General features: G+C 68.7%; 19 protein-coding genes. 13 read left to right on the forward strand and 6 right to left on the reverse strand.

The features are described 5' to 3' along the window. Window positions 1-54: 54 nt before the first annotated feature. From BM397_RS06700 to BM397_RS06730, 8 genes are all read left to right on the forward strand, one after another. Window positions 55-963, forward strand: a complete 909-nt coding sequence (locus BM397_RS06700) for an AEC family transporter (RefSeq protein ID WP_092420150.1) — start codon at window positions 55-57, stop codon at window positions 961-963. 402 nt (window positions 964-1,365) lie between these two features. Beyond that, window positions 1,366-1,554, forward strand: a complete 189-nt coding sequence (locus BM397_RS28930) for a hypothetical protein (protein WP_143015329.1) — start codon at window positions 1,366-1,368, stop codon at window positions 1,552-1,554. A gap of 13 nt (window positions 1,555-1,567) precedes the next feature. Next, window positions 1,568-2,563, forward strand: coding sequence for an ABC transporter substrate-binding protein (locus BM397_RS06705; protein WP_092420153.1), 996 nt, complete (start codon window positions 1,568-1,570; stop codon window positions 2,561-2,563). Then, window positions 2,563-3,339 carry an ABC transporter ATP-binding protein gene (locus BM397_RS06710; RefSeq protein ID WP_092420156.1) on the forward strand — a complete coding sequence of 259 codons (777 nt, stop codon included), beginning with the start codon at window positions 2,563-2,565 and terminating at the stop codon, window positions 3,337-3,339. Before BM397_RS06705 ends, BM397_RS06710 begins: the two co-directional genes overlap by 1 nt. Beyond that, entirely contained in the window at window positions 3,339-4,157 is an 819-nt protein-coding gene (locus tag BM397_RS06715) for an ABC transporter permease (protein WP_218124842.1), read from the forward strand. Before BM397_RS06710 ends, BM397_RS06715 begins: the two co-directional genes overlap by 1 nt. A gap of 121 nt (window positions 4,158-4,278) precedes the next feature. Further along, window positions 4,279-5,280 carry an isopenicillin N synthase family dioxygenase gene (locus BM397_RS06720; protein WP_092420159.1) on the forward strand — a complete coding sequence of 334 codons (1,002 nt, stop codon included), beginning with the start codon at window positions 4,279-4,281 and terminating at the stop codon, window positions 5,278-5,280. Window positions 5,281-5,365: 85 nt separating this feature from the next. Further along, the gene (locus tag BM397_RS06725; protein WP_092420162.1) at window positions 5,366-6,262 is read left to right on the forward strand and encodes a LysR family transcriptional regulator; all 897 of its coding nucleotides are present in this window, start codon (window positions 5,366-5,368) and stop codon (window positions 6,260-6,262) included. 30 nt (window positions 6,263-6,292) lie between these two features. Next, on the forward strand, window positions 6,293-7,660 hold the full coding sequence (locus BM397_RS06730; RefSeq protein WP_092420165.1) for a cytosine deaminase: 1,368 nt from the start codon (window positions 6,293-6,295) through the stop codon (window positions 7,658-7,660). A gap of 20 nt (window positions 7,661-7,680) precedes the next feature. On the opposite strand, the gene BM397_RS06735 is transcribed toward BM397_RS06730, so the two are convergent. Beyond that, entirely contained in the window at window positions 7,681-8,553 is an 873-nt protein-coding gene (locus BM397_RS06735) for a DMT family transporter (RefSeq protein ID WP_092420168.1), read from the reverse strand. Next, window positions 8,554-9,222: a tRNA (5-methylaminomethyl-2-thiouridine)(34)-methyltransferase MnmC2 gene (mnmC2, locus tag BM397_RS06740; RefSeq protein WP_092420170.1), complete on the reverse strand. Its 669-nt coding sequence runs from the start codon at window positions 9,220-9,222 to the stop codon at window positions 8,554-8,556. A 51-nt stretch (window positions 9,223-9,273) separates the two neighbouring features. Here mnmC2 and BM397_RS06745 point away from each other — a divergent pair, with 51 nt between their 5' ends. Beyond that, a complete protein-coding gene (locus BM397_RS06745) occupies window positions 9,274-10,326 on the forward strand; it encodes an NAD(P)/FAD-dependent oxidoreductase (protein ID WP_092420173.1) in 1,053 nt (350 codons plus the stop codon). Window positions 10,327-10,517: 191 nt separating this feature from the next. Then, the gene (locus BM397_RS06750; RefSeq protein ID WP_342707597.1) at window positions 10,518-11,687 is read left to right on the forward strand and encodes a M20 aminoacylase family protein; all 1,170 of its coding nucleotides are present in this window, start codon (window positions 10,518-10,520) and stop codon (window positions 11,685-11,687) included. A gap of 88 nt (window positions 11,688-11,775) precedes the next feature. On the opposite strand, the gene BM397_RS06755 is transcribed toward BM397_RS06750, so the two are convergent. After that, complete coding sequence (locus BM397_RS06755) at window positions 11,776-12,516, reverse strand: class I SAM-dependent methyltransferase (protein ID WP_245695956.1); 741 nt, start codon at window positions 12,514-12,516, stop codon at window positions 11,776-11,778. Between the two features lie 176 nt (window positions 12,517-12,692). On the opposite strand from BM397_RS06755, the gene BM397_RS06760 reads away from it, so the two are divergent. Further along, complete coding sequence (locus tag BM397_RS06760; RefSeq protein ID WP_092420179.1) at window positions 12,693-13,511, forward strand: sugar phosphate isomerase/epimerase family protein; 819 nt, start codon at window positions 12,693-12,695, stop codon at window positions 13,509-13,511. Window positions 13,512-13,697: 186 nt separating this feature from the next. Here the strand turns inward: BM397_RS06760 and BM397_RS06765 are convergent, their stop codons facing one another. The 3 genes from BM397_RS06765 to BM397_RS06775 all read right to left on the reverse strand — a co-directional run bounded on the left by BM397_RS06765 (window position 13,698) and on the right by BM397_RS06775 (window position 18,204). Then, on the reverse strand, window positions 13,698-16,049 hold the full coding sequence (locus BM397_RS06765) for a Tex family protein (RefSeq protein WP_092420182.1): 2,352 nt from the start codon (window positions 16,047-16,049) through the stop codon (window positions 13,698-13,700). 200 nt (window positions 16,050-16,249) lie between these two features. After that, the gene (locus BM397_RS06770) at window positions 16,250-16,975 is read right to left on the reverse strand and encodes a response regulator transcription factor (protein WP_092420185.1); all 726 of its coding nucleotides are present in this window, start codon (window positions 16,973-16,975) and stop codon (window positions 16,250-16,252) included. After that, window positions 16,972-18,204: a GAF domain-containing sensor histidine kinase gene (locus BM397_RS06775; RefSeq protein ID WP_092420188.1), complete on the reverse strand. Its 1,233-nt coding sequence runs from the start codon at window positions 18,202-18,204 to the stop codon at window positions 16,972-16,974. The genes BM397_RS06770 and BM397_RS06775 overlap by 4 nt, the downstream gene beginning before the upstream one ends. 212 nt (window positions 18,205-18,416) lie before the next feature. On the opposite strand from BM397_RS06775, the gene BM397_RS06780 reads away from it, so the two are divergent. Continuing rightward, window positions 18,417-19,427 carry an ABC transporter substrate-binding protein gene (locus BM397_RS06780; RefSeq protein ID WP_092420191.1) on the forward strand — a complete coding sequence of 337 codons (1,011 nt, stop codon included), beginning with the start codon at window positions 18,417-18,419 and terminating at the stop codon, window positions 19,425-19,427. A 6-nt stretch (window positions 19,428-19,433) separates the two neighbouring features. Further along, complete coding sequence (locus tag BM397_RS06785; protein ID WP_092420194.1) at window positions 19,434-20,864, forward strand: sugar ABC transporter ATP-binding protein; 1,431 nt, start codon at window positions 19,434-19,436, stop codon at window positions 20,862-20,864. Window position 20,865 lies beyond the last annotated feature (1 nt).

The raw sequence follows: 20,865 nt of genomic DNA on the forward strand, positions 1-20,865 counted from the left end.
CAAGGAGAAACACCGCCTCTGCAGTGCGATAGGGGCGCAAGTGCAGGGCGTGACATGCTGTTTATCACCATCTGGCCGTTGTTCGGCCTGATCTGTCTGGGCTTCGGTCTTTCCCGCAAGGGCTTCCCGGATTCCGGGTTCTGGCCCGCAGCGGAGCGGCTGAACTACTTCCTGCTCTTCCCGGCGCTGCTCGTCTCGAGCCTGCTCGACGCACCGCTGGATGATCCGCAGATCCTGCGGCTTGGCGGTGCGGCAATCTCGACAATCTGTCTGGTGTCCCTTGGGCTGGCGACCCTGCGAAGACTGCGGCCGATGCCCGCGGCGCGCTTCGGTCCGGCGCTGCAGGGGGCGGTGCGCTTCAACACCTATCTGGGGCTGGCGATCACCGCGAGCCTCGCAGGGGCCGAGGGCATGACCCGGGCGGCGGTCTACCTTGCGATCGCGGTGCCGTTGGTCAACGTTCTGTCGATCATCGCGCTGAGCGAGGCCGATGTGCTGCGGCGACCGGGGCGGCTGTTGCGAACCATGCTGCGCAATCCGCTGATCCTCGCCTGCCTTCTGGGCATCGCGCTGGCGCTGTTGGGGGTCGGTTTGCCTTATGGCGGCGAAAGGTTCCTTGAGCTCCTCGCGCGCGGCAGCCTGCCGCTCGGCCTGCTTTGCGTAGGGGCCGCATTGCGCCCCGAGACCTTGCGCGGAGACCTGCCTGCGCTGACGGGCAATTCCGTGCTGCGGTTGCTGCTGGTGCCGGGGATCGCGGCGCTGGTCGCGGCGCTTTTCGAGCTCGGGCCGGTGGAGGCGCTGGTGCTGGTGGTCTTCTCGGCCATTCCGACCGCGCCGACGGCCTATGTTCTCACCCGGCAGATGGGAGGCGACGGGACGCTCATGGCCGGGCTGGTCACGGCGCAGACCCTTGTCGCGATCGTGACGATCCCGCTGGTGCTGCTGGTTCTCGGGCTGGGATAGACACATGGCCAGCCGTGGCTGTGCGACTTTTTCGTCCGCAATGTCACGGTTGATGCGGTCAGGTAGGCCCGCGCAATCGTGGGATAGCCGGCAGAATTTGTCGCGAAAACCGTTCTCAAAATGAGTACGGTTATTTCATGTGCAAGAATCTCGGAATTTCTCCACTGCGTTCCGTAGCGGAGGGTATTTTAAGCTATTAAAAAGTCGTGATTTAATTTTATGCACGCGAAATGGGATATTCGGGGGTCAAGGTTTGTTCAAAAATTGGGCAATCATGAAACTCATAGATTGCCGTTGCCTGGATCGATTTTCGCGTTCCATAAATGAGGGCACGAGTAGAAGCGGTCTGGACCCGATCCTGGACATTGCTCGCCAGTAGTTCCGACTCTGACGAGGCCAGAAATGACCAGTAACCAACTGCTCAGTAACGATAAAACCAAGAATCCAGATCTCATGGCGCACGAGTGCCGGACCTGCCTGATGTGCGCAGATCCGGAACGGCGGCGCTGTGCCCGCGACCGGATGCTTTCGGAGGGCTTCCGCAAGGTCGAGATTGACCACCTGCAACTGTCCAACAAAACCGCACACTAGGGAGAGGCTCCACATGATGTCCAAATGCACCACGCTCACGGCGCTCGGGTTCGCGCTCACGGCGACCACTGCACTGGCCGGCGATCCGGTCACCTACCAGCTCGACTGGCTGCCCGGCGGCGACAAGGCCCCCATCTACGTCTGCGTCGATCAGGGCTTCTGCGCCGACGCGGGCCTCGACGTGACCATCGCCTCGGGGCGCGGCTCGTCGGACGCGATCTCGCGCCTCGCTGCCGGCTCGTCGGACATTGGCTCGGCCGACGTCGGCGCGCTGATGGCCGCCAAGGCACAGGAAGGCGTCGCGGTCACCGCGGTGATGTCGGTGTTCAACAAGGGACCGCACGCCTTCTACACGGTCAAGGACAGCGGTTTCGACAGCGTGGCCGACGTGAAGGGCAAGAAGGTCGCCACCTCGCCTTTCACCTCGTCGAACGTCTACCTGCCGTTGGTGCTGGAGGACGTGGGGCTGACCGAGGCCGACTTCGAGCTGACCAAGGCCGATGCCGGTGCGCTCGGGCCGATGCTGATGACGGGGCAGGTCGACGGCATCGTTGCCTGGATGACCGACCTCTCGCGCTACGTCGGGCAGGGCAAGGACGCGGGCAAGGAGATCATCGCGCTGCCATGGTCGGCGGCCGGGCTTGAACTCTACTCCGCCTCGCTGGTTGCCAATGACGCCTTCCTGGCCGAGCGCCCGGACGTGGCCAAGCGCTTCGTCGCCGCCTTCAAGAAGTCCGTCGAGTTCTGCCGGACCAACCCCGAGGAGGCGGCGCAATCGGTGGTCAACATTGTGCCCGAGCTTGAGCACGGCGACGTGCTGGGCTCGCTGGGTGACACGCTGGGTCTGATCTTCAACGAGGTGACTGAGGAAGATGGCCTCGGCGTCTTCGAGCCGGGCCGTCTTGCCGCCACCTGGACCCGCGTGTCGCAGGCGCAGGGCCTCGACGAGAGCGCGCAGAACCCCGAGGTCTTCGTCACCCGCGCCTTCCAGCCCGGCGGGGAAGGCTGATGGAGACCCCCGCCGCCATTCGCTTCGACCGGCTCGGCCAGGTCTTCGAGACCGGCTCAGGCCGGGTGGAGGCCCTGCGCAATGTCAGCTTCGAGGTCGCCCGGCACGAGTTTCTCGCCGTGCTCGGCCCTTCGGGCTGCGGCAAGTCCACCTTGCTGCGGATGATCGCCGGGCTGCTCGAGCCGACCTCGGGTGCGGTTGAAGTGTTCGGGCGGCGGGTCGACGGCCCGCGCGAGGATATTGGCATCGTCTTTCAGAAGCCGACGCTGCTGCCCTGGGCCAATATCGAGGACAACGTCATGTTCCCCGTCCGCCACAAGCGCGGACGGGTGGGCAGCCACGACCGCGACCGCGCGCAGGAGCTTTTGCGCATGGTCGGGCTCGAGGGCTTCGGCAAGCGCCTGCCCGACGAGCTTTCGGGCGGCATGCAGCAGCGCGTCGGCATCGCCCGCGCGCTGCACATGGAGCCCGACATCCTGCTGATGGACGAGCCCTTCTCGGCGCTCGACGCGCTGACCCGCGAGGAGATGGGCTTCGATCTGCTGCGCATCTTCGGTGAGCGGCCGAAAACCGTGGTCTTCATCACCCATTCCGTCAGCGAGGCGGCGCTGCTGGCCGACCGCGTGCTGGTGATGACCGGCCGACCCGGCTCGGTGCTGACCGAGCTGCCGGTGCCCGTTGCCCGCCCGCGCGGTCGCGAGACGATCAAGGATCCCGCCGTGACCGAGCTTGCCGCCCACCTGCGGGACCTCCTGCTGCAAAGGGATGCCGCCTGATGAGCCTTTCGATGCCAGATTTCACCAAGCCCGAAAGCAAACGCCCCGACCCGCGCCGCATCCTCGCTGCACCGGGTGTCGCCGCGATCCTCACGATTCTCGGCACCGTGGCCCTCTGGGAACTGGCCGCCCGCACCCTCGATATACCGAGCTACCTGCTGCCCGCGCCGAGCTCGATCTTCTCGACCTTCCCGAGCATCGGGGCCGAGCGCTGGATGGGCCACGTCTGGGCGACGCTGCGCGTGGCGCTGCTGGGCTTTGCGCTGGCGATCGCCATCGCCATCCCGCTGGCCATCGCGCTGGTGCGCTCGCCCGCGCTCAACCGCACGCTCTACCCGCTGCTGGTCATCGTGCAATCGACGCCCGTGGTCGCCATCGCGCCGATCATCATCGTGGTGCTGGGGGCCGGGGATGCGCCACGTATTGTCATCACCACGCTGATCTGCTTCTTCCCGCTGGTGGTCTCGACCGCGACCGGCCTTGCCGCCACGCCGCCGGAACTGATCGAGCTGTCGCGCAGCCTGCGCGCCCCGGCCTTCCGCGAGATCACCCAGATCCGGCTGCCCTTCGCCGTGCCCTACGTCTTCTCGGCGCTGAAGATCTCGGTGACGCTGGCGGTGATCGGCGCGGTGGTGGCCGAGTTCTGCGCCTCGGACGCGGGGGTCGGCTACTTCATCCAGTTCTCGACCTCGATGTTCAAGCTGCCGCAGGCCTGGGCCGGGCTCTTCGTCCTCGCCGCCATGTCGCTGGCGCTGTTCCAGGCGGTGAGCTGGGCTCAGAAGCTGCTCTTCCCCTGGAGCCTGCCGCGCAAGCGCTGACCCCTTCGTGCCGCGCGGTTCGCCGCCCGGTGCATCCCCCGGAGTAGAAGCAGTCAGGCCCCGGCCCGGACATTGCTCCCCAACCTGCCGGACGCTCCGGCAACCTACTTTGGAGACTGCAATGAGCACCAGTTACGACCTTGCTGAGCTGAACAAGGAAACCACCATCGGAGGCATGGGCAGCACCGTAGAGCGCGACGTGCCCGCCATCGACCTGTCGGACTTCGATACCCGCAAGCACGAGATCGCCGACGCCCTCTGGGAGGCCTCGACCGGCATCGGCTTCTTTCAGGTCTACAACCACGGCATCCCCGAGGAAGACATCGACGCCGCCTTCGATACCGCCTGGGAGTTCTTCGAGCTGCCGACCGAGGTGAAGGCGCAATACCCGATGCCCAAGGGCACCAACGCGGGTTGGGAATTCAAGGCACAGGTGCGCCCCTCGACCGGCACGCCGGACAACAAGGAAAGCTACCAGGTCACCCGCCCGCTGATGGAGGGCAAATGGCCGACCGAGGACGAACTGCCCCGCTTCAAGGAGCGCGCGCTGAAGTTCGAGCGCCAGAACTGGGAGCTGGGCATGCGGATCCTGTCGTGCTTCGCGCTGAAGATGGGCTTCCCCGAGGATTTCTTCACCCACGCGCATGACCCCGAGTCCGACCAGTACCAGTCGACCCTGCGGCTCATCCACTACATGTCGATGGAAGACGCCAAGCCCGAGGACTTCAAGGCCTGGCGCGCCGGGGCGCATTCCGACTTCGACTGCCTCACCATCCTGCACCAGAAGGAAGGCGAGGGCGGGCTGCAGGTCTGCCCGGGCAAGGACGCCGGATCGAACGCCTGGACCGACGTGCCGCCGCGCCGCGGCTACATCACCTGCAACATCGGCGACATGCTGATGCGCTGGTCGGACGACCAGCTGCAATCAACCCTGCACCGCGTGCGCATGCCGCACGAGGGTGAATACAAGGGCCGCCGCCTGTCGCTGCCGTTCTTCTGCCAGGCCAACCGCGATGCGGTGATGCAGGGCCCGCTCGGCAAGTACGAGCCGATCACCGCGGGCGACTACCTGACCATGCGGATCAACGCCAACTTCGCCGCCAGCAAAGCGGCCAAGAAGTAAGGCGTTGAGCATGGGCCTTCCGGGTGACAACATCACGACAAAGGGCAGGGCCTCGATCCCTGCGAGACCCAGCTTCGGAAGGTCCATGCTGCACGGCCGCGCTCTGCGCTACATCGACGAGGTCGCCCGTCAGGGCTCCATCCGCAAGGCGGCGCGCGAGCTGAATGTCGCGGCCTCCGCGGTCAACCGACAGGTGCTCGAGGTCGAGGCCGACTTCGGCGTGCCGATCTTCGAGCGGCTGCCGCGCGGGCTGAAGCTGACCGCGCCGGGCGAACTGCTTGTCGCCCATATCCGCGAGACGCTGAAGGGCCACGACCGGCTGCAGGCGCGCATCCATGCGCTGAAGGGCCTGAGCCATGGCGAGGTCACCGTGGCAACCATGGGCACCCTCGCCGCCGGACGGCTCGGCGACGTGGTGGCCGATTACTGCGAACGCCACCCACGGGTCGAGGTGAAGGTGACCGTCTGCAACCGCTCCGAGCTGATGGAGATGGTCGCCTCGGGCGGGGCCGAGATCGGGCTGGGCTACAACTTGCCCGAGGACAACCGGATGCAGCTTTCGGCGGTGTTCCAGCATCGGCTTGGTGCGGTGGTCGCGCCCGGCCACCCGCTTACCGCCAAGCCAAACGTGCGCGTCGCCGACTGCCTGATCTACCCGTTGGTGCTGGCCTCGCACCAGCTGTCGCTTCGGCCGCTGATCGAGAACCTCGCCCCGGCCAACGCCGACCTGCGGCCGGTGGTGGAAACCAATTCCACCGAGATGATGAAACGCCTCGTGCGCCGCTCGCCGCATGTGACCTTCCTCAACCGCGTCGATGTCGACCAGGAGCTCCGCGACGGCGATCTGGCCTTCCTGCCGCTGATGGCCGCCGCCGGACGGCAGCGGCTCAGCCTGGTGCACCGCAGCCGCGGCGCGCTCAGCTCGGCGGCGGATGGTTTCATGCAGGCGATCAAGGACCACTTCGGGCAGGGCGAAAGCTGAGCCTTCGGACCAGATACGGAAAGACTACAGATGACCAACCCCATGCACCGCCGCCTCACCGAGGCGCTCGCGGCAGGCGGAGACCTGCTGCTCACCGATCTGCGCTGTCCTGCCGCTTTGCTGACCGAGGGCGCTCCCGCCGGCGCTCCGGTGGATGGCGACGGAACCGCGGCGGTCGAGCTGCTGCTCCGTGACCGGCGTATCGCCGCGATCGCCGCGCCGGGGCGCATTGCCACGGATACGCCGAGTGTCTCGCTCGGCGGCCGCCATGTCTGGCCGATGCTGGTCGACGCGCACACCCATCTCGACAAGGGCCACGTTATGGGTCGCGCCCCCGCCTCGGGCGGCACCCATCCCGGTGCGCGCGAGGCCACCACCCGTGACCGCATCGCCCACTGGCGTCACGACGACCTGGTCCACCGGATGGATTTCGGTCTCTCCTGCGCCGAGGCGCACGGCGTCGCCGCGATCCGTACCCATCTCGACAGCCACGAGGGGCAGGGCGAAACCGTCTGGGGCGCTTTCGCCGAAATCCGCGAGGCCTGGAAGGGACGCATTGCCCTGCAGGCCTCGGCGCTGGTGCCCTTCGACGCCTGGGGGACGGATTACGCGGTCCGCCTTGCCGACATCGTGGCCGAGCATGGCGGGCTGCTTGGCGGGGTCACCCGTGCCTCGGGCGGCACCCACGGCTCGCTCGACGATATCGACGGGCTGCTCGACCGGGTGTTTACGCTGGCCAAGGAGCGCGATCTCGATCTCGACCTGCACGTGGACGAGGCCGCCGAGGCGGGAGCTCTGCCGCACGTCGCCCGCGCCGCGATCCGCCATGGCTACGAGGGGCGGGTGACCTGCGGCCATTGCTGCTCTCTGGCGCGTCTGCCCGAATCCGAAATGGACGCCACCATCGCGCTGGTGAAGGATGCGGGGCTGTCGCTCATCACCCTACCGACGGTCAACATGTACCTTCAGGACCGTGTGCCGGGCCGCACGCCGCGCTGGCGCGGGGTGATGCCGATCCACGAGCTGCGCGCTGCCGGGGTGCCGGTGGCGGTGGCCGGGGACAATTGCCGCGATCCCTTCTACGCCTACGGCGATCACGACATGCTGGACACCTGGCGGGAAGCGGTGCGGATTTGCCACCTCGACCACCCGTTTGGGGACAGCGCCGGGCTGGCGGGCGCGGCCCCGGCGGCGATCTGCGGCTTCGAGGCGGGCAGCCTCGGCCCGGGGCGGCGGGCCGATTTCATGGTGCTCGAAGCCTGGAGCCTGGATCAGCTCATCGCCCGACCGCAGTCCAACCGGGTGCTGGTGCGCGAGGGGCGGGTGCTGGACATCCGCCTGCCATCCTACGAGGCGCTGCACATCGCCCGCCCTGAGACCGTGACGGAACCGGCCTGAGCCGCGCGGGGCCGGGCAGCTCAGCGCTGCTCGGCCTTGCGCGCCCGGAGGAGGGTGAAGATGCCGGCGCAAACCACGATCGCTGCACCGAGGGCAACGTTGGGGCGCAGTGTCTCGCCAAACGCAACCATCCCGAGCGCCGCGGCAAAGACCAGCTGCAGGAAGGCGAAGGGCTGCACCGCCGAGGCCTCGGCCACCTCGTAGCACTTGATCAGCGTGTAGTGGCCGGTCGCCCCCGTCAGGCAGAGCAGCGCCATCAGCCCCCAGTCGGGCAGGCTCATCGGCACCCAGAACCACATGCCGATCAGCGTGGCAGTGACCACACCGACCACCCCTGTCCAGAAGAAGGAGGTCGCGGCGCTGTCGGTGCGGGCGACACGGCGGGTCAGCAGGCCGTAGAGGGCGAACATCAGCGCGGCCACCAGCGGGATCGCTGCGAGCGGCGAGAACACGCCGCCCGAGGGCTGCAGCACGATGAGGATGCCGAGAAAACCGATGCCGATGGCGCTCCAGCGCCGCCAGCCGACCTTTTCGCCGAGCACCGGGCCGGACAACGCGGCGATGAGCAGCGGGTAGCAGGCAAAGACCGCGTGGCTCTCGACCAGCCCGAGATGCACGAAAGCCGAGACCATGACGCAGATCTCCAGCACCAGCAGCACGCCGCGGATCGCCTGCAACACCGGCTGGCCGCTCTTTACCGCTCCACGCAGACCGCCCTTGCTGCGCGCCGCCAGCGTCAGCACGAAGACGGCGAAGAACCAGTAGCGCACCATCGTCACCATGTAGACGTTGGTGGCCTCGGACAGATGCCGCGAAAGGCCGTCCTGCAGCGCGAAGATGAAGGTGGTGAGCACCATCAGCCAGATGCCGAGGCGCGTGTCCTGCTGGGCCATTCAGGGCTTCCTTGCGACGGTCATGTGGCGCTTGCGGCCATGCCCGGGGCGGCGTTCGACCTCGAAACCGGCCTCGGCCAGCGCGCGGCGCACGTGGCCGGCGGCGGTATAGGTGGCAGCGCTGCCGCCGGGCGCTGTGTGGCGGGCGACCTCGGTCATCAGCTCCGGCCCCCAGAGCTCGGGGTTCTTGGCCGGGGAGAAGCCATCGAGGAACCACGCATCCGCCTGTCCGTCCCAGGCGGCGAGGGTCTGCCGGGCGTCCCCCTCGACCATGGTGAACCGTAGGTCCGGCAGGGTGATCTCGCGTGCGTTCGCCTGCCAGAAGGGGGCGAGCTCGGTGGCGATGTCTGACAGCTCGGGGAAGGCGGCCTGCGCGCGCAGCATGTCCCCGGCGGCGAGCGGAAACGCCTCGAAGGTGGTGAAGCGCAGCTGGCCGGGGGTACCCGACGCGCGCCACAGCGCCAGCGTCGCCAGAAGGTTCAGCCCGGTGCCGAATCCCAGCTCCGCCACGTGGAACCCGTCGCGCAGACGCGCGGGCAGATCGTTGCCGGCGTGAAACGTGTGGCGGGTCTCCGACAGGCCGTTTTCCAGCGAATAGTATGGGTCGTCGAAACGCGGCGAGACGGGCACGTCTCCGTCACGCCATTCCGGGGTGTCGGGCTGGCTCATTCTGCGGTCCTGTCCTAGAACTGTGATCCTACATGAAGCGGAGTCGACGGAATGGCAAGCGGGCAGAATGGCGTGGATGTGACGGTGCGCGGGGCGGGGATTTTCGGCCTGTCGATCGCCTGGGCCTGCGTCTCGCGCGGCACCAGGGTGCAGGTCGTCGACCCCTACGGTGCGGGCTCGGGATCGAGTGGCGGCCAGGTCGGTGCTCTGGCCCCGCATGTGCCCGAGAACTGGAATCCAAAGAAGGCGTTCCAGCTTGACAGCCTGCTGATGGCGGCGGAGTTCTGGGCCGGGGTCGAGGCCGCTGGCGGCGTCTCGGCGGGTTACGGGCGGCTGGGGCGGCTGCAGCCGCTGGCCGACGCCAAGGCAGAGGATCTGGCGCGCGGCCGCGAGGTCACGGCGCGCGCGCTCTGGGGGGACAACGCGGTCTGGGAGGTGATCCCGGCCGAGGCGGCCGGGCCCTGGGCGCCGGTCACCCCCTCGGGCCTGCTCGTGCGGGACACGCTGACCGCGCGGATGAACCCGCGCCGGGCCTGCGCGGCGCTGGTCGCGGCGCTGGCGGTGCGGGGGGTCGAGGTGGTGCCCGAGGCCGAGGACGCGGGGCAGGTGGTCTGGGCGACCGGCTGGCGCGGGCTGCAGGAGCTGTCGCAAGCGCTCGGCAAGAACGTCGGCACCGGCGTGAAGGGTCAGTCGGTGAGCCTGCGCTTCGACGCCGGTGAAGTGCCGCAGATCTACGCCGAGGGGCTGCACGTCGTGCCCCATGCCGACGGGACCGTGGCGATCGGCTCGACCTCCGAGCGCGACTTCGAAGACCCGGTCTCCACCGACGAACAATGCGACGACCTCGTCGCCCGCGCGGCGCTTGCGGTGCCCGCCCTGCACGGGGCCGAGGTGATCGAACGCTGGGCCGGCGTGCGACCGCGTGCCCGCAGCCGCGCGCCGATGCTCGGGGCTTGGCCGGGGCGGAAGGGTCACTTCATCGCCAATGGCGGCTTCAAGATCGGCTTCGGCATGGGCCCCAAGGTGGCGCAGGTCATGGCCGATCTGCTGCTCGAGGGGCGCGATGCGATCCCCGAGGGTTTCCGGGTCGAAGATTCGCTCTGAGCACCTTGGCCTCGCCGCCGCTTTCTGCAACCGTGCGCGCGTGATCCGCCCGGGCCGTCGCGACAGGGGCCCGGTGGTGCGCATCCCCATGCCAAGACGGAGCGGTCCCCGCGATCCTCCCGCCCTGCGCAGCGATGCCGCCGCCGCCCGCGCAGCGCGCTCGGTCGGATCGAGACAACAGGAGAGACCGCGTGACCCACGCAGACGAGATGACCCGCATCGCCGATGAGGCGAAAAGCTGGCGACGCAGCATCCACGAACAGCCCGAACTTCTCTACGAGCTGCACAAGACCGCCGCCTTCGTCGAGGAGAAGCTGAAGGGCTTCGGCGTCGACGAGATCGAGACCGGCATCGCCAAGACCGGCATCGTGGCGCTGATCAGGGGCAGCAAGGGTGACGGTCCGGTGATCGGCCTGCGTGCCGACATGGACGCGCTGCCGATGGACGAGAAAACCAACCTTCCCTACGCCTCGAAGGTGCCCGGCATGATGCATGCCTGCGGCCACGACGGCCACACCGCGACGCTGCTCGCCGCCGCGCAGTACCTCTGCCAGACCCGAGATTTTGCCGGCACCGTGGCGCTGATCTTCCAGCCCGCCGAAGAGGGCGGCGCGGGCGCGCGCACGATGATCGAGGAAGGGCTCCTCGAGCGTTTCGGCATCGAGAGCGTCTACGCCATGCACAACAAGCCCGGCCTGCCGGTGGGCCAGTTCGCCACACGGCCCGGCCCGCTGATGGCGGCGGGCGACCGCTTCGTGGTGACCGTGACCGGGCGCGGCGGCCATGCCTCGGCGCCGACCATGTCGATCGATCCGGTGGTCGCGGCGGCGCATCTCATCGCTTCGGCGCAGACGCTGGTCTCGCGCTTCTCCGATCCCTTCGATCAGGTCGTGGTCTCGATCACCTACCTTGAATCCGGCTCGGGCAAGGCGCTCAACGTGATCCCCGACACCGCCACTTTCGGCGGCACCATCCGCACGATGAACTCCGACACCCGCGCCGAGATCGAGGGCCACCTGCGCCGTCTTCTCAACGCCGGGGCCGAGCAGTTCGGCTGCGAGGCCGAGCTCGACTGGCGTCCGGGCTACCCGGTGACTGCCAATGACGCGGCGAAGACCGCCGTCGCGCTCGGTGCGGCCAGCGCGGTCGTCGGGGCTGGGAACGTCGATGCCAACTGCGACCGGATGATGGGCTCGGAGGATTTCTCCTACATGCTTGAGAAGCGCCCCGGTGCCATCGTCTGGTACGGCAATGGCGAGAGCGCCGAGCTGCACAACGCCGCCTACAACTTCAACGATGACGCGATCCTGCCCGGGATGCGCTACTGGGTCGAGCTGGTCAGCCGCGAGTTGGCCGCCTGACACTGGCTGCGTGTCGGGGGTGTGCCTTCCCGGGAAACCGGGCGGGCGCGCCCCTGGCGCGCTGTCCGGCTGTCAGGCTCGGACGGGGTCAGGCCCGGACGGGCTGCGCGGTGAAGAGCACCTGACCGCGCGGCAGCATCACGTTGCTGCGCGTGACCGTCCAGCCGCTGCCCTGCGCCAGGTGCAGCACATCCTCGGCGAGAATGTGGTAGGGCGCGCGGGTGTCGTGGGTCACGACCCCGTCGGGCTGGCGGTAGGGGCGCATCGCGGTGACCGGGTCGGGCGCGAGAAAGACGGTGAAGAAGAACCGCTCCAGCGCCTCGAACCGCCGCAGGTTGACCAGCGCGCGGCGCAGGAAGGCCATGGGCAGGTGCGGGAAGACCGCGAAGGCGATGGCATGGGTGATGTGGTCGGGGACGCCGGGAAAGTCGAAGCGCGCGTCCTCGATCAGCTGCGCCGGATCGAGCCGTGCGGGGTCCGCGAGTTCGGCGGCATGTCCCGCCAGTAGGATCGCGCGCGAGGCATCGGTGGCCCAATAGTGCCCGGGCTCGAGGTAGGGCACCGCCTTGCATCCCAGCCGAAGCGCCCCTGCGCCGATGTCGAGCAGGTGGTGATGCGGCAGCAGGCCGGCATCGCGCAGGATCGATATCTCGATCCGCCCGGTTTCTTCCCAGCGGCCACCGACAATGGCGCGGTGCCGTCCGTCGGCAATGGCGGACTCGTAGAACCCGGCCAGTTCATAGGGGTTGGTGGACACGATCTGCTGCTTTGCAAGGAGGGATGGCGCCAGCGCGCCCTGCGCCTCCCTTGCGCCCAGTCCCGGGCGCAAGTCAAGTCACCTGTTGCGCGGAGGCGCCAGCCGGCGTGCGATGGGCAGATGCGGGTGCCGCCGCCGCCCTCCGCGATCCGCGGAGGGTCATCCGGCTGTCATCTGCCCGTCCTACAGCAGAGGCGACGCGGCCCCGATCGGCGGGTGTCGCAGGATCTGCCGACAGGATTGCCAGAATGACCACTCTCCCTCTCCTTGGAGCGGCCATGTCGCTCGACACGCTCGAGACCCTGCGCGACTGGCTGATCGCCGACCAGCGCGATCTCGAACTGCAGGACTTCTCCGAGGCCGAGGTGCTCTGCGGCGACTGGACGCCGCTGGTGGCGCGGGCGAAGGCGCTGCTGCAGGACTACGAGGGCAGGCTCGGCATCCATGGCCCGTTCTGGGGGCTGAGCCTCGCCAATCCGGACTTCGAGATGCGCGCGCTTGTCGCCCGGCGGATGTTGCAGGGGCTTGAGGTCTGCGAGGCGCTCGGCGCGAGCCAGATGGTGATCCACAGCCCCTACACGACGTGGGACCACAACAACCTCGACAATTATCCCGGGGCGCGGGGCCGCGTCGTGGCGTTGGTGCGCGAGACGCTGGCCGAGGCCGTGCGCCGGGCCGAGGAGATCGGCGTGACGCTGGTGATCGAGAACATCGAGGACAGGGACACCGACGCGCGTTGCCTGCTCGCCGACAGTTTCGACAGCCCCGCCGTGGCCGTGTCGGTCGACACTGGCCACGCCCACTACGCCCATGACGCGACGGGCGCGCCGCCGGTGGACTACTTCATCCGCCGTGCGGGCGAGCGGCTGCGCCACGTGCACCTGCAGGACGCCGACGGCTACGCCGACCGGCACTGGGGCATCGGGCAGGGGACGATCAACTGGCCCTCGGTCTTCGATGCCGTGGCCCCGCTTGAGGGGCGTGCCCGGCTGATCCTCGAACTGCGGGACCACGGGCAGATCCTGTCCTCCGCGCGGTGGCTGGCGGAGCAGGGGCTGGCGCGCTAGGCAATGCTGAACCCGGGGAGACCAGCCCTAAGGACAGTCAGGCACGCTCCCCGGAGCAGACCCTCTCCGGTGAGATGCGGTCGGCGTGCCCGCCTGCGCGGTGCGCCCCGCACGGGCCGGAAGGAGGCATTGCAGAGCACTTGGCGAGCCTCGCGTTACGCGGGCCCGCACGCTTCCCAGTCAGGGTCAGTTTTTCTTCTTCATCGCGTCCATCAGCGCGGCGCCGAGCGCGCCCTGACCGCCGCCAGAGCCTCCCTTGGGGCCGGAGCTCATCGGGCCCCGTGACCCCTTGCCGGGCCCGCCCTTGCCGCGCGGTGCGCCGCCGCGCCCCTTGTCGGGCTGGGCGCGCCGTTCCTGCGCAGCCTCGCGGCCACTGCCGTCCTTGCGCATCGACAGGCCAATGCGCTTGCGCGGCACGTCGACCTCGGTCACCCGCACCTTCACCACGTCGCCCGCCTTCACCACCTCGTGCGGGTCCTTCACGAAGCGGTCCGCAAGCTGGCTGACGTGCACCAGACCGTCCTGGTGCACGCCGATGTCGACGAAGGCGCCGAAGGCCGCGACGTTGGTCACCGTGCCTTCGAGCATCATCCCCGGGCGCAGGTCGGTGATCTCCTCGACGCCATCGGTGAAGCTGGCGGTGACGAAGTCGGGGCGCGGGTCGCGGCCGGGCTTTTCCAGCTCCGACAGGATGTCGCGCACGGTCGGAAGACCGAAGGCACCGTCAACGAACTCCTCGGCGCGCAGCCCCTTGAGCGCCTGCGGCTGGCCCATGATCTGGCGGATGTCACGGCCGCAGGCAGCGACGATCTTGCGCGCCACACCGTAGGCCTCGGGGTGGACCGAAGAGGCGTCGAGCGGTTCGGCCCCGTCCCGGATGCGCAGGAAGCCAGCGCATTGCTCGAAGGCCTTCGGCCCGAGTCCCGCCACTTTCAGGAGCGCCTTGCGCGAGGGGAAGGCGCCGGTGCTGTCGCGGTGGCTGACGATGGACTGTGCCAGCGACGGGCCGAGGCCTGCCACATGCGCCAGCAGCGGCGCGGAGGCGGTGTTGAGATCGACGCCCACGGCGTTCACCGCATCCTCGACCACGGCCTCGAGCGTCTGCGCCAGTTTGCGCTGGTCGACATCGTGCTGGTACTGGCCCACGCCGATGCTCTGCGGGGTGATCTTCACCAGCTCGGCCAGCGGGTCCTGCAGGCGGCGGGCGATCGATACGGCGCCGCGCAGCGAGACGTCGAGGTCGGGGAACTCCTTGGCCGCGGTCTCGGAAGCGGAGTAGACCGAGGCGCCAGCCTCGGAGACCACCACCTTGGTCGGTTTCTTCACCGTGGCGGGCAGCAGCTTCAGCACGTCGCCGACGAGGCGCTCGGTCTCGCGGCTGGCGGTGCCGTTGCCGATGGCGATCAGCTCGATCTTGTGGCGGGCGATCAGCTCCATCAGCGTTGCGGTGGCGCCGCGCGTGTCGTTCTTCGGCTGGAACGGGTAGATCGTCGCCGTATCCAGCAGTTTCCCGGTGGCGTCCACCACGGCGCATTTCACCCCGGTGCGGATGCCGGGGTCGAGGCCAAGCGTCGCCTTGGAGCCGGCGGGCGCGGCCAGCAGCAGATCCTTGAGGTTGCGGGCAAAGACCGCGATGGCCTCTTCATGCGCGCGGCGGCGCAACTCGGTCATGAGGTCCACATACATCGACAGGCTCAGTTTCACCCGCCACGTCCACTCGGCGACGCCGCGCAGCCACTGGTCGCCGGGGCCATTGCCGGGAATACCGATGGCCGCGGCCACGATGTCCTCGCCGCGGCGGGTCGAGGTCTCGGGGTCCGGGGCGATGTCGACGGTGACCACTTCTTCCTTCGAGGCACGCAGGATCGCCAGAGCGCGGTGCGACGGGATATCGGCCCATTTCTCGCGATGGTCGAAATAGTCGGAGAACTTGGCACCTTCCTGCTCCTTGCCCGGCGCGACCTTGGCCGAGATGAAAGCCTCGGCGCGCATGAACTCGCGCAGGCTGCCGAGAAGGGTGGCGTTTTCGGTCAGCTCCTCGCCGAGGATGTCGCGGGCGCCCTCGAGCGCGGCCTTCACGTCGGCCACGTTCTCGCCGAGGTAGGCTTCCGCCAGTTTCGCGGGATCGGCGCGGCGGTCGCTCTCTATGGCGCGCAGCAGCGGCTCGAGCCCGTTCTCGCGGGCGATCATCGCGCGGGTGCGGCGCTTGGGCTTGTAGGGCAGGTAGATGTCTTCGAGCGTCGCCTTGGTCTCGGCCCCTGCGATAGATTTTTCGAGCGCGTCGGTGAGCTTGCCCTGCTCCCTGATGGACTCGCGGATGGCCACACGGCGGGACTCGAGCTCGCGCAGGTATGTGAGGCGCTCGGCGAGGTTGCGCAGCTGGGTGTCGTCGAGCCCGCCGGTGACCTCTTTGCGGTAGCGCGCCACGAAGGGAACCGTGGCGCCGCCGTCAAGCAGCTCGACCGCTGCCGTCACCTGTTTCGGACTGGCCTGGATTTCCCGGGCGATGGTGCTGGCGATACGGCTTTGGGTGTCCACGGCTGCGGCCTCCTCTGGGTCTTCGGGAAGGCCGGTTTAGCCCCGTGGCGCGGCTGCGCCAAGAGGTTGCGTAAGGGGCGGCTGATCCTTGCGCGGTCGGGCTGGGTGCAACCTGAGCCGGGCGGGCGCCAGCGCGCCGGGACGTGCAGGCGCTCGCCCGGCGCCTTCGGCTTGGTTCCGGGCGCTGTCGCGTGGCGCCCCTAGTGCACCGATCTTGCCCGCCCCGCCAGCCAGCGCTCGTAGTCGCGTTGCGCGCTCTCCAGCGTCTCGACGTTCAGCGTGCGCGTGGTGAAGGCGCGTGACAGCGCCTTCACCCGCTTGTTGAGCGCCGGGCCGACGTCCTCGCCGTCGACGCCGAGCTTGTCGTAGAGCGACAGCAGCCGGTTCTGCACGGTGCGCAGCGACATGCCGCGGCGCTCGGCGATCAGCTTGTCCTGCAGACCCAGCGCCAGATCCAGCAGCACCGCGTATTCGCTGTCGTCGAGCGCGTTGCGCGGGCTGGCGCTGCGGCGCTGCAGGCGGTGAATCTCGCGGTCGACCATGATCTGGCCTTCCAGCAGCACCGCGCGCAGCGCCAGCTTCAGACGCTCGCGGGTCGCGGTCTTGAGCACGTAGCCATAGGCGCTGTCCTCGGGCACGATCCGCGAGATGCCGCGCAGGTAGGCCTCGTCCGAGTAGTTCGACCAGAACAGGATGCGCGTGCCGGGCCGCTCGGCCCAGATCGCGCGGGCCGCCTCGATGCCGTTGCGACCGTCCATTTGCAGGTCCATCACCACCGCCTCGATGCGCGCGTCGCGGGCCTCGGCCTCGCCGGCGGCACCGTCGGTGGCATGCAGCATCTCGGTCACCTCGGGCAGCGCCTCGGCGAGCGCGTCCTGCAGGTAGGAGGCGTGGAACTGGTCGTCTTCGACGAGGAGGACTTTCATGCGGGGAACTCCGGGAGGGTAACGGTGACGCGGGTGCCCGCGTCGGCCACGATTTCAAGGTCGGCGCCGATGAGATGGGCGCGGGTGCGCAGGTGCGACAGGCCCGAACGGCGGCCCACCTCGGGGCCGATGCCGATACCGTCGTCGCTGATGGTGACGCGCAGGCGGTGCTGCGGCTCGGAGCTGACCGTCACGAGGATGCGGCGCGCGCCGGCGTGACGGGCGGCGTTGTTGATTGCCTCCTGCGTGATGCGGAAGAGCGCGGTGCGCTCGGTCGGGCCGAGCCGGTCGGGGGCGCCGTCTGTCTCGTCTTCGACATCAACCTCGACGGGGTCCGGTCCCACGGCGCGCTCAAGGTGCACCCGCACCGCATGGGCGTAGCCGAAGAGATCGAGCAGCGTCGGCACGGCGGTGTCGATCAGCGCGCGCAGGTCGTCGATGGTGTCGGTCACGCGTTCGGCCAGCAGGTCGCGGTCGAGCGGCGCGTCGCCCGTCAGCTCGCGCAGGATGCGGGTGAGATCGGCCAGCGTCTGGTCGTGCAGGTCCATGCCGATGCGCTGGCGCTCCTGCTCCAGCGTCTGGGTCAGCTCCAGCGCGCCCTGACGCAGCCCTTCGGCCTGTTCCTGCGCGCGGGCGCGAAGCTGCGCGGCCTGCCGGGCGCGCGCCGCGCCGTGCAGCGCGTGGAACCACGGCGCGAGCAGATCGGCCAGCGCCTGCGCCTGCGGCAGGTCCGCGGCGGTGTAGAACCCGGCTGTGCCATGCGAGAAGTTGAGCGTGCCGGTGACCTCTCCCATGACCCGCAGCGGCACGTTGATCCGCGCCCGCAGCCGGTGGTTCAGGATCGGCTCGCAGCAGGCACCGGGAAAGGTCTGCCGCGGGTCCTCCATGGCGTTGGCCGAGAGCATGGCCGGGCTGCGTCCGAGCAGCACGTCGCGCACCGGCGAGTACTGGACACGGGTGCGGCGCTGCGACCAGCGGGTCTCGATCCCGGCCTCGAAGCTGACCACCCAGCCGGGCGTGTCGTGCAGGCAGATGTCGACGTGGCTGAACGGCAGAACGGCGGCGATCTCGGGTGCGATGGCGCTCAGCGCCGCGCCGATCTCGACCTCTTCGGACAGCCGCGTCGATATCCGCTCGAAGACGTCGCGGTCCTTGCGGTCTTCGCCGGGGTCGCCGGCGGGCCGCGAAACCGCTGCGCGCACGGACTCCGCCGCTTGCGATGAACTCATGATCCCTCCCCACGCGCCTCCTCTTGCGCGTCTCCGCAAGATGGCGCGTCCGGACGAAGAAGAAAACACCCATTCCCGCAGATGCCCTGCGGGAACCCGCAAGCGTTCTGCGGGGCGCACACTTTACGCGCACCTTCCGTGGGGGCAGCATAAGCCTGCCCGTGGAGGACGGGCATCCAGTGAGCGCCCGGAATAGGGCGATGGGAGGGAAAATGACCAAGACACAGATGCTGCTCGGCGCGGCGGGGCTTGCGATGATCGCAGGCGGCGCGATGGCCGACACCTCGGGCAAGCGCATCGCGCTTTCGAACAACTACGCGGGCAACTCGTGGCGGCAGGCAATGCTGCAGACCTTCGAGGAGGTCGGCGCGCAGGCCGTCGAAGCGGGCGTCGTCGGTGCGGCGGATGCTTATACGACCTCCGAGAACCAGGCCACCGAACAGGCCGCTCAGCTCCAGAACATGATCCTTCAGGGCTACGACGCGATCATCCTCAACGCCGCCTCGCCCACCGCGCTGAACGGTGCCGTGGAAGAGGCCTGCAACGCCGGGGTTACCGTGGTCAGCTTCGACGGTATTGTCACCGCCCCCTGTGCCTGGCGCATCGCGGTGGACTTCAAGGCGATGGGCAAGGAGCAGGTCGAGTACCTTGCAACGCGCCTGCCCGAAGGCGGCAACCTGCTGGAAATCCGCGGCCTCGCCGGGGTCTTCGTCGATGACGAGATCCACGCGGGCATCGAAGAAGGCGTCGCCGAAAACAGCCAGTTCGAGATCGTTGGTTCGGTCCATGGGGACTGGGCGCAGGATGTGGCGCAGAAGGCCGTGGCGGGCGTGCTGCCCTCGCTGCCCGACGTCGTCGGCGTCGTGACCCAGGGTGGCGACGGTTACGGTGCGGCGCAGGCCTTCAAGGCCGCGGGACGTGACACGCCGCTGATCGTGCTCGGCAACCGCCAGGACGAGATGCAGTGGTGGGCCGACCAGCGCGACGCCAATGGCTACGAGACGCTCTCGCTGTCGATCGCCCCGGGCGTGGCCTCGCTGGCCTTCTGGGTGGCGCAGCAGATCCTCGACGGTGCCGAGGTGCCCAAGGACCTGACCGTGCCCTTCCTGAAGGTGACACAGGACACGCTGGACGAGGCGCTTGAGACCACCCCCGAGGGCTCGGTCGCCAACACCGTCTACTCGCTCGACGACGCCAAGGCCGTCATTTCCGGGGCCATGTAAGCACCGATGAGTACCGCAGCCCCTTCGGCTGCGCCGATCGTCGCCCTGACCGAGGCCGCCAAGCACTTCGGTCCGGTCAGGGCACTCGACGGCGTCAGCCTGTCCATCTCTCCCGGCGACTGCCTCGGTCTCGTCGGCCACAACGGAGCCGGGAAATCCACGCTCGTCAACGTGGTCAATGGCGGGCTCGCGCCGACCTCGGGTAGCGTGGCCTTTCCCGCCTCCGGCGCGGCGAGCGCGCTGGCTGCCGGGGTGCGCTCGGTGTTCCAGGAGCTGTCGCTCTGCCCGAACCTGACGGTGGCCGAGAACCTGCGCATTTCGCATTCCGCGCTGAAGGGCATGAACTGGCGCGCGCCCGCGCGCGCCGAGATCCGCGCCGCACTGGATCAGGTCTTTCCGGGGCACGGCATCGACGCCGACGCGCCGGTGGACACGCTCAGCATCGCCCAGCGGCAGATGGTCGAGATCGCCATCGGCTTCGCCCCGCGCGGAACCGAGGCGCGGCTGGTGATCCTCGACGAGCCCACCTCGTCGCTGGACGCCGGCATCGCGGAACAGCTGCTTTCCCACATCAAGCAGTTCTGCGCGCGGGGCGGCGCGGTGATCTTCATCTCGCACATGCTGGGCGAGATCTTCGAGGTCGCCACCCGCATCCTCGTGATGAAGGACGGCAAGGTGGTCGCCGAGAAACCGGCCGGGGGCTTCACCCGGCAGGGCCTCGTCGATGCCATGGGCCACGTGGCGACCGAGGCCGCCGCCGCGCAGGCGGCGCGGGCACAGGGCGAGGAAGTCCTGCACACCCCCGAGGGACTCCGCGCCCGCAAGGGCGAGATCGTTGGCCTTTCGGGTCTGGCGGGTCACGGGCAGGCAGAGGCGCTGGCCCGGCTCTACCTCGGCGCCACCTCCTCGTGGCGCAGCCCGCGCGAGGCGGGGATGGTCTTTGTCGCAGGGGACCGGGGCAGGGACGGCGTGCTGCCGCTCTGGTCGATCCTGCGCAACGCCTCGATCTCGATCCTGCCGCAGATCGCCCGGCGCGGCATGGTCGACCGCACCCGCGAGGCCGAGATCACCGCCGAGTGGAAGGCGCGCATCGGCATCCGCACCGATGACGTGACCAACCCCATCCTGTCGCTCTCGGGCGGCAACCAGCAAAAGGTGCTCTTCGCCCGCGCGCTCGCCTCGGCCGCCCCGGTGGTGGTGATGGACGATCCCATGCGCGGCGTCGACGTGGGCACCAAACAGGACGTCTACGCCATGATCCGCGCCGAGGCCGCCAGGGGCCGCACCTTCCTTTGGTATTCGACCGAGACCGAGGAGGTCTGCCAATGCGACCGCGTCTTCGTGTTCCGCAACGGCGAGATCTCGGCCGAACTGACCGGCGACGAGATCACCGAGGAGCGCATCCTCGAAGCCTCCTTCGAAATGGAAGGGGCGTGAC

Origin of the sequence: Alloyangia pacifica (genome assembly GCF_900116195.1) — a bacterium.
In the GTDB taxonomy this organism is placed as follows: domain Bacteria; phylum Pseudomonadota; class Alphaproteobacteria; order Rhodobacterales; family Rhodobacteraceae; genus Salipiger; species Salipiger pacificus.

Excerpts from the sequence above, each read along its gene's own strand:
- BM397_RS06780 (WP_092420191.1), top strand. The coding sequence starts at position 18,417 with ATGACCAAGACACAGATGCTGCTCGGCGCGGCGGGGCTTGCGATGATC.
- mnmC2 (WP_092420170.1), bottom strand. The coding sequence starts at position 9,222 with ATGAGCCAGCCCGACACCCCGGAATGGCGTGACGGAGACGTGCCCGTC.
- BM397_RS06725 (WP_092420162.1), top strand. The coding sequence starts at position 5,366 with ATGCTGCACGGCCGCGCTCTGCGCTACATCGACGAGGTCGCCCGTCAG.
- BM397_RS28930 (WP_143015329.1), top strand. The coding sequence starts at position 1,366 with ATGACCAGTAACCAACTGCTCAGTAACGATAAAACCAAGAATCCAGAT.
- BM397_RS06770 (WP_092420185.1), bottom strand. The coding sequence starts at position 16,975 with ATGAAAGTCCTCCTCGTCGAAGACGACCAGTTCCACGCCTCCTACCTG.
- BM397_RS06775 (WP_092420188.1), bottom strand. The coding sequence starts at position 18,204 with ATGAGTTCATCGCAAGCGGCGGAGTCCGTGCGCGCAGCGGTTTCGCGG.
- BM397_RS06720 (WP_092420159.1), top strand. The coding sequence starts at position 4,279 with ATGAGCACCAGTTACGACCTTGCTGAGCTGAACAAGGAAACCACCATC.
- BM397_RS06785 (WP_092420194.1), top strand. The coding sequence starts at position 19,434 with ATGAGTACCGCAGCCCCTTCGGCTGCGCCGATCGTCGCCCTGACCGAG.
- BM397_RS06730 (WP_092420165.1), top strand. The coding sequence starts at position 6,293 with ATGACCAACCCCATGCACCGCCGCCTCACCGAGGCGCTCGCGGCAGGC.
- BM397_RS06715 (WP_218124842.1), top strand. The coding sequence starts at position 3,339 with ATGAGCCTTTCGATGCCAGATTTCACCAAGCCCGAAAGCAAACGCCCC.
- BM397_RS06735 (WP_092420168.1), bottom strand. The coding sequence starts at position 8,553 with ATGGCCCAGCAGGACACGCGCCTCGGCATCTGGCTGATGGTGCTCACC.
- BM397_RS06710 (WP_092420156.1), top strand. The coding sequence starts at position 2,563 with ATGGAGACCCCCGCCGCCATTCGCTTCGACCGGCTCGGCCAGGTCTTC.
- BM397_RS06700 (WP_092420150.1), top strand. The coding sequence starts at position 55 with ATGCTGTTTATCACCATCTGGCCGTTGTTCGGCCTGATCTGTCTGGGC.
- BM397_RS06760 (WP_092420179.1), top strand. The coding sequence starts at position 12,693 with ATGACCACTCTCCCTCTCCTTGGAGCGGCCATGTCGCTCGACACGCTC.
- BM397_RS06705 (WP_092420153.1), top strand. The coding sequence starts at position 1,568 with ATGATGTCCAAATGCACCACGCTCACGGCGCTCGGGTTCGCGCTCACG.
- BM397_RS06745 (WP_092420173.1), top strand. The coding sequence starts at position 9,274 with ATGGCAAGCGGGCAGAATGGCGTGGATGTGACGGTGCGCGGGGCGGGG.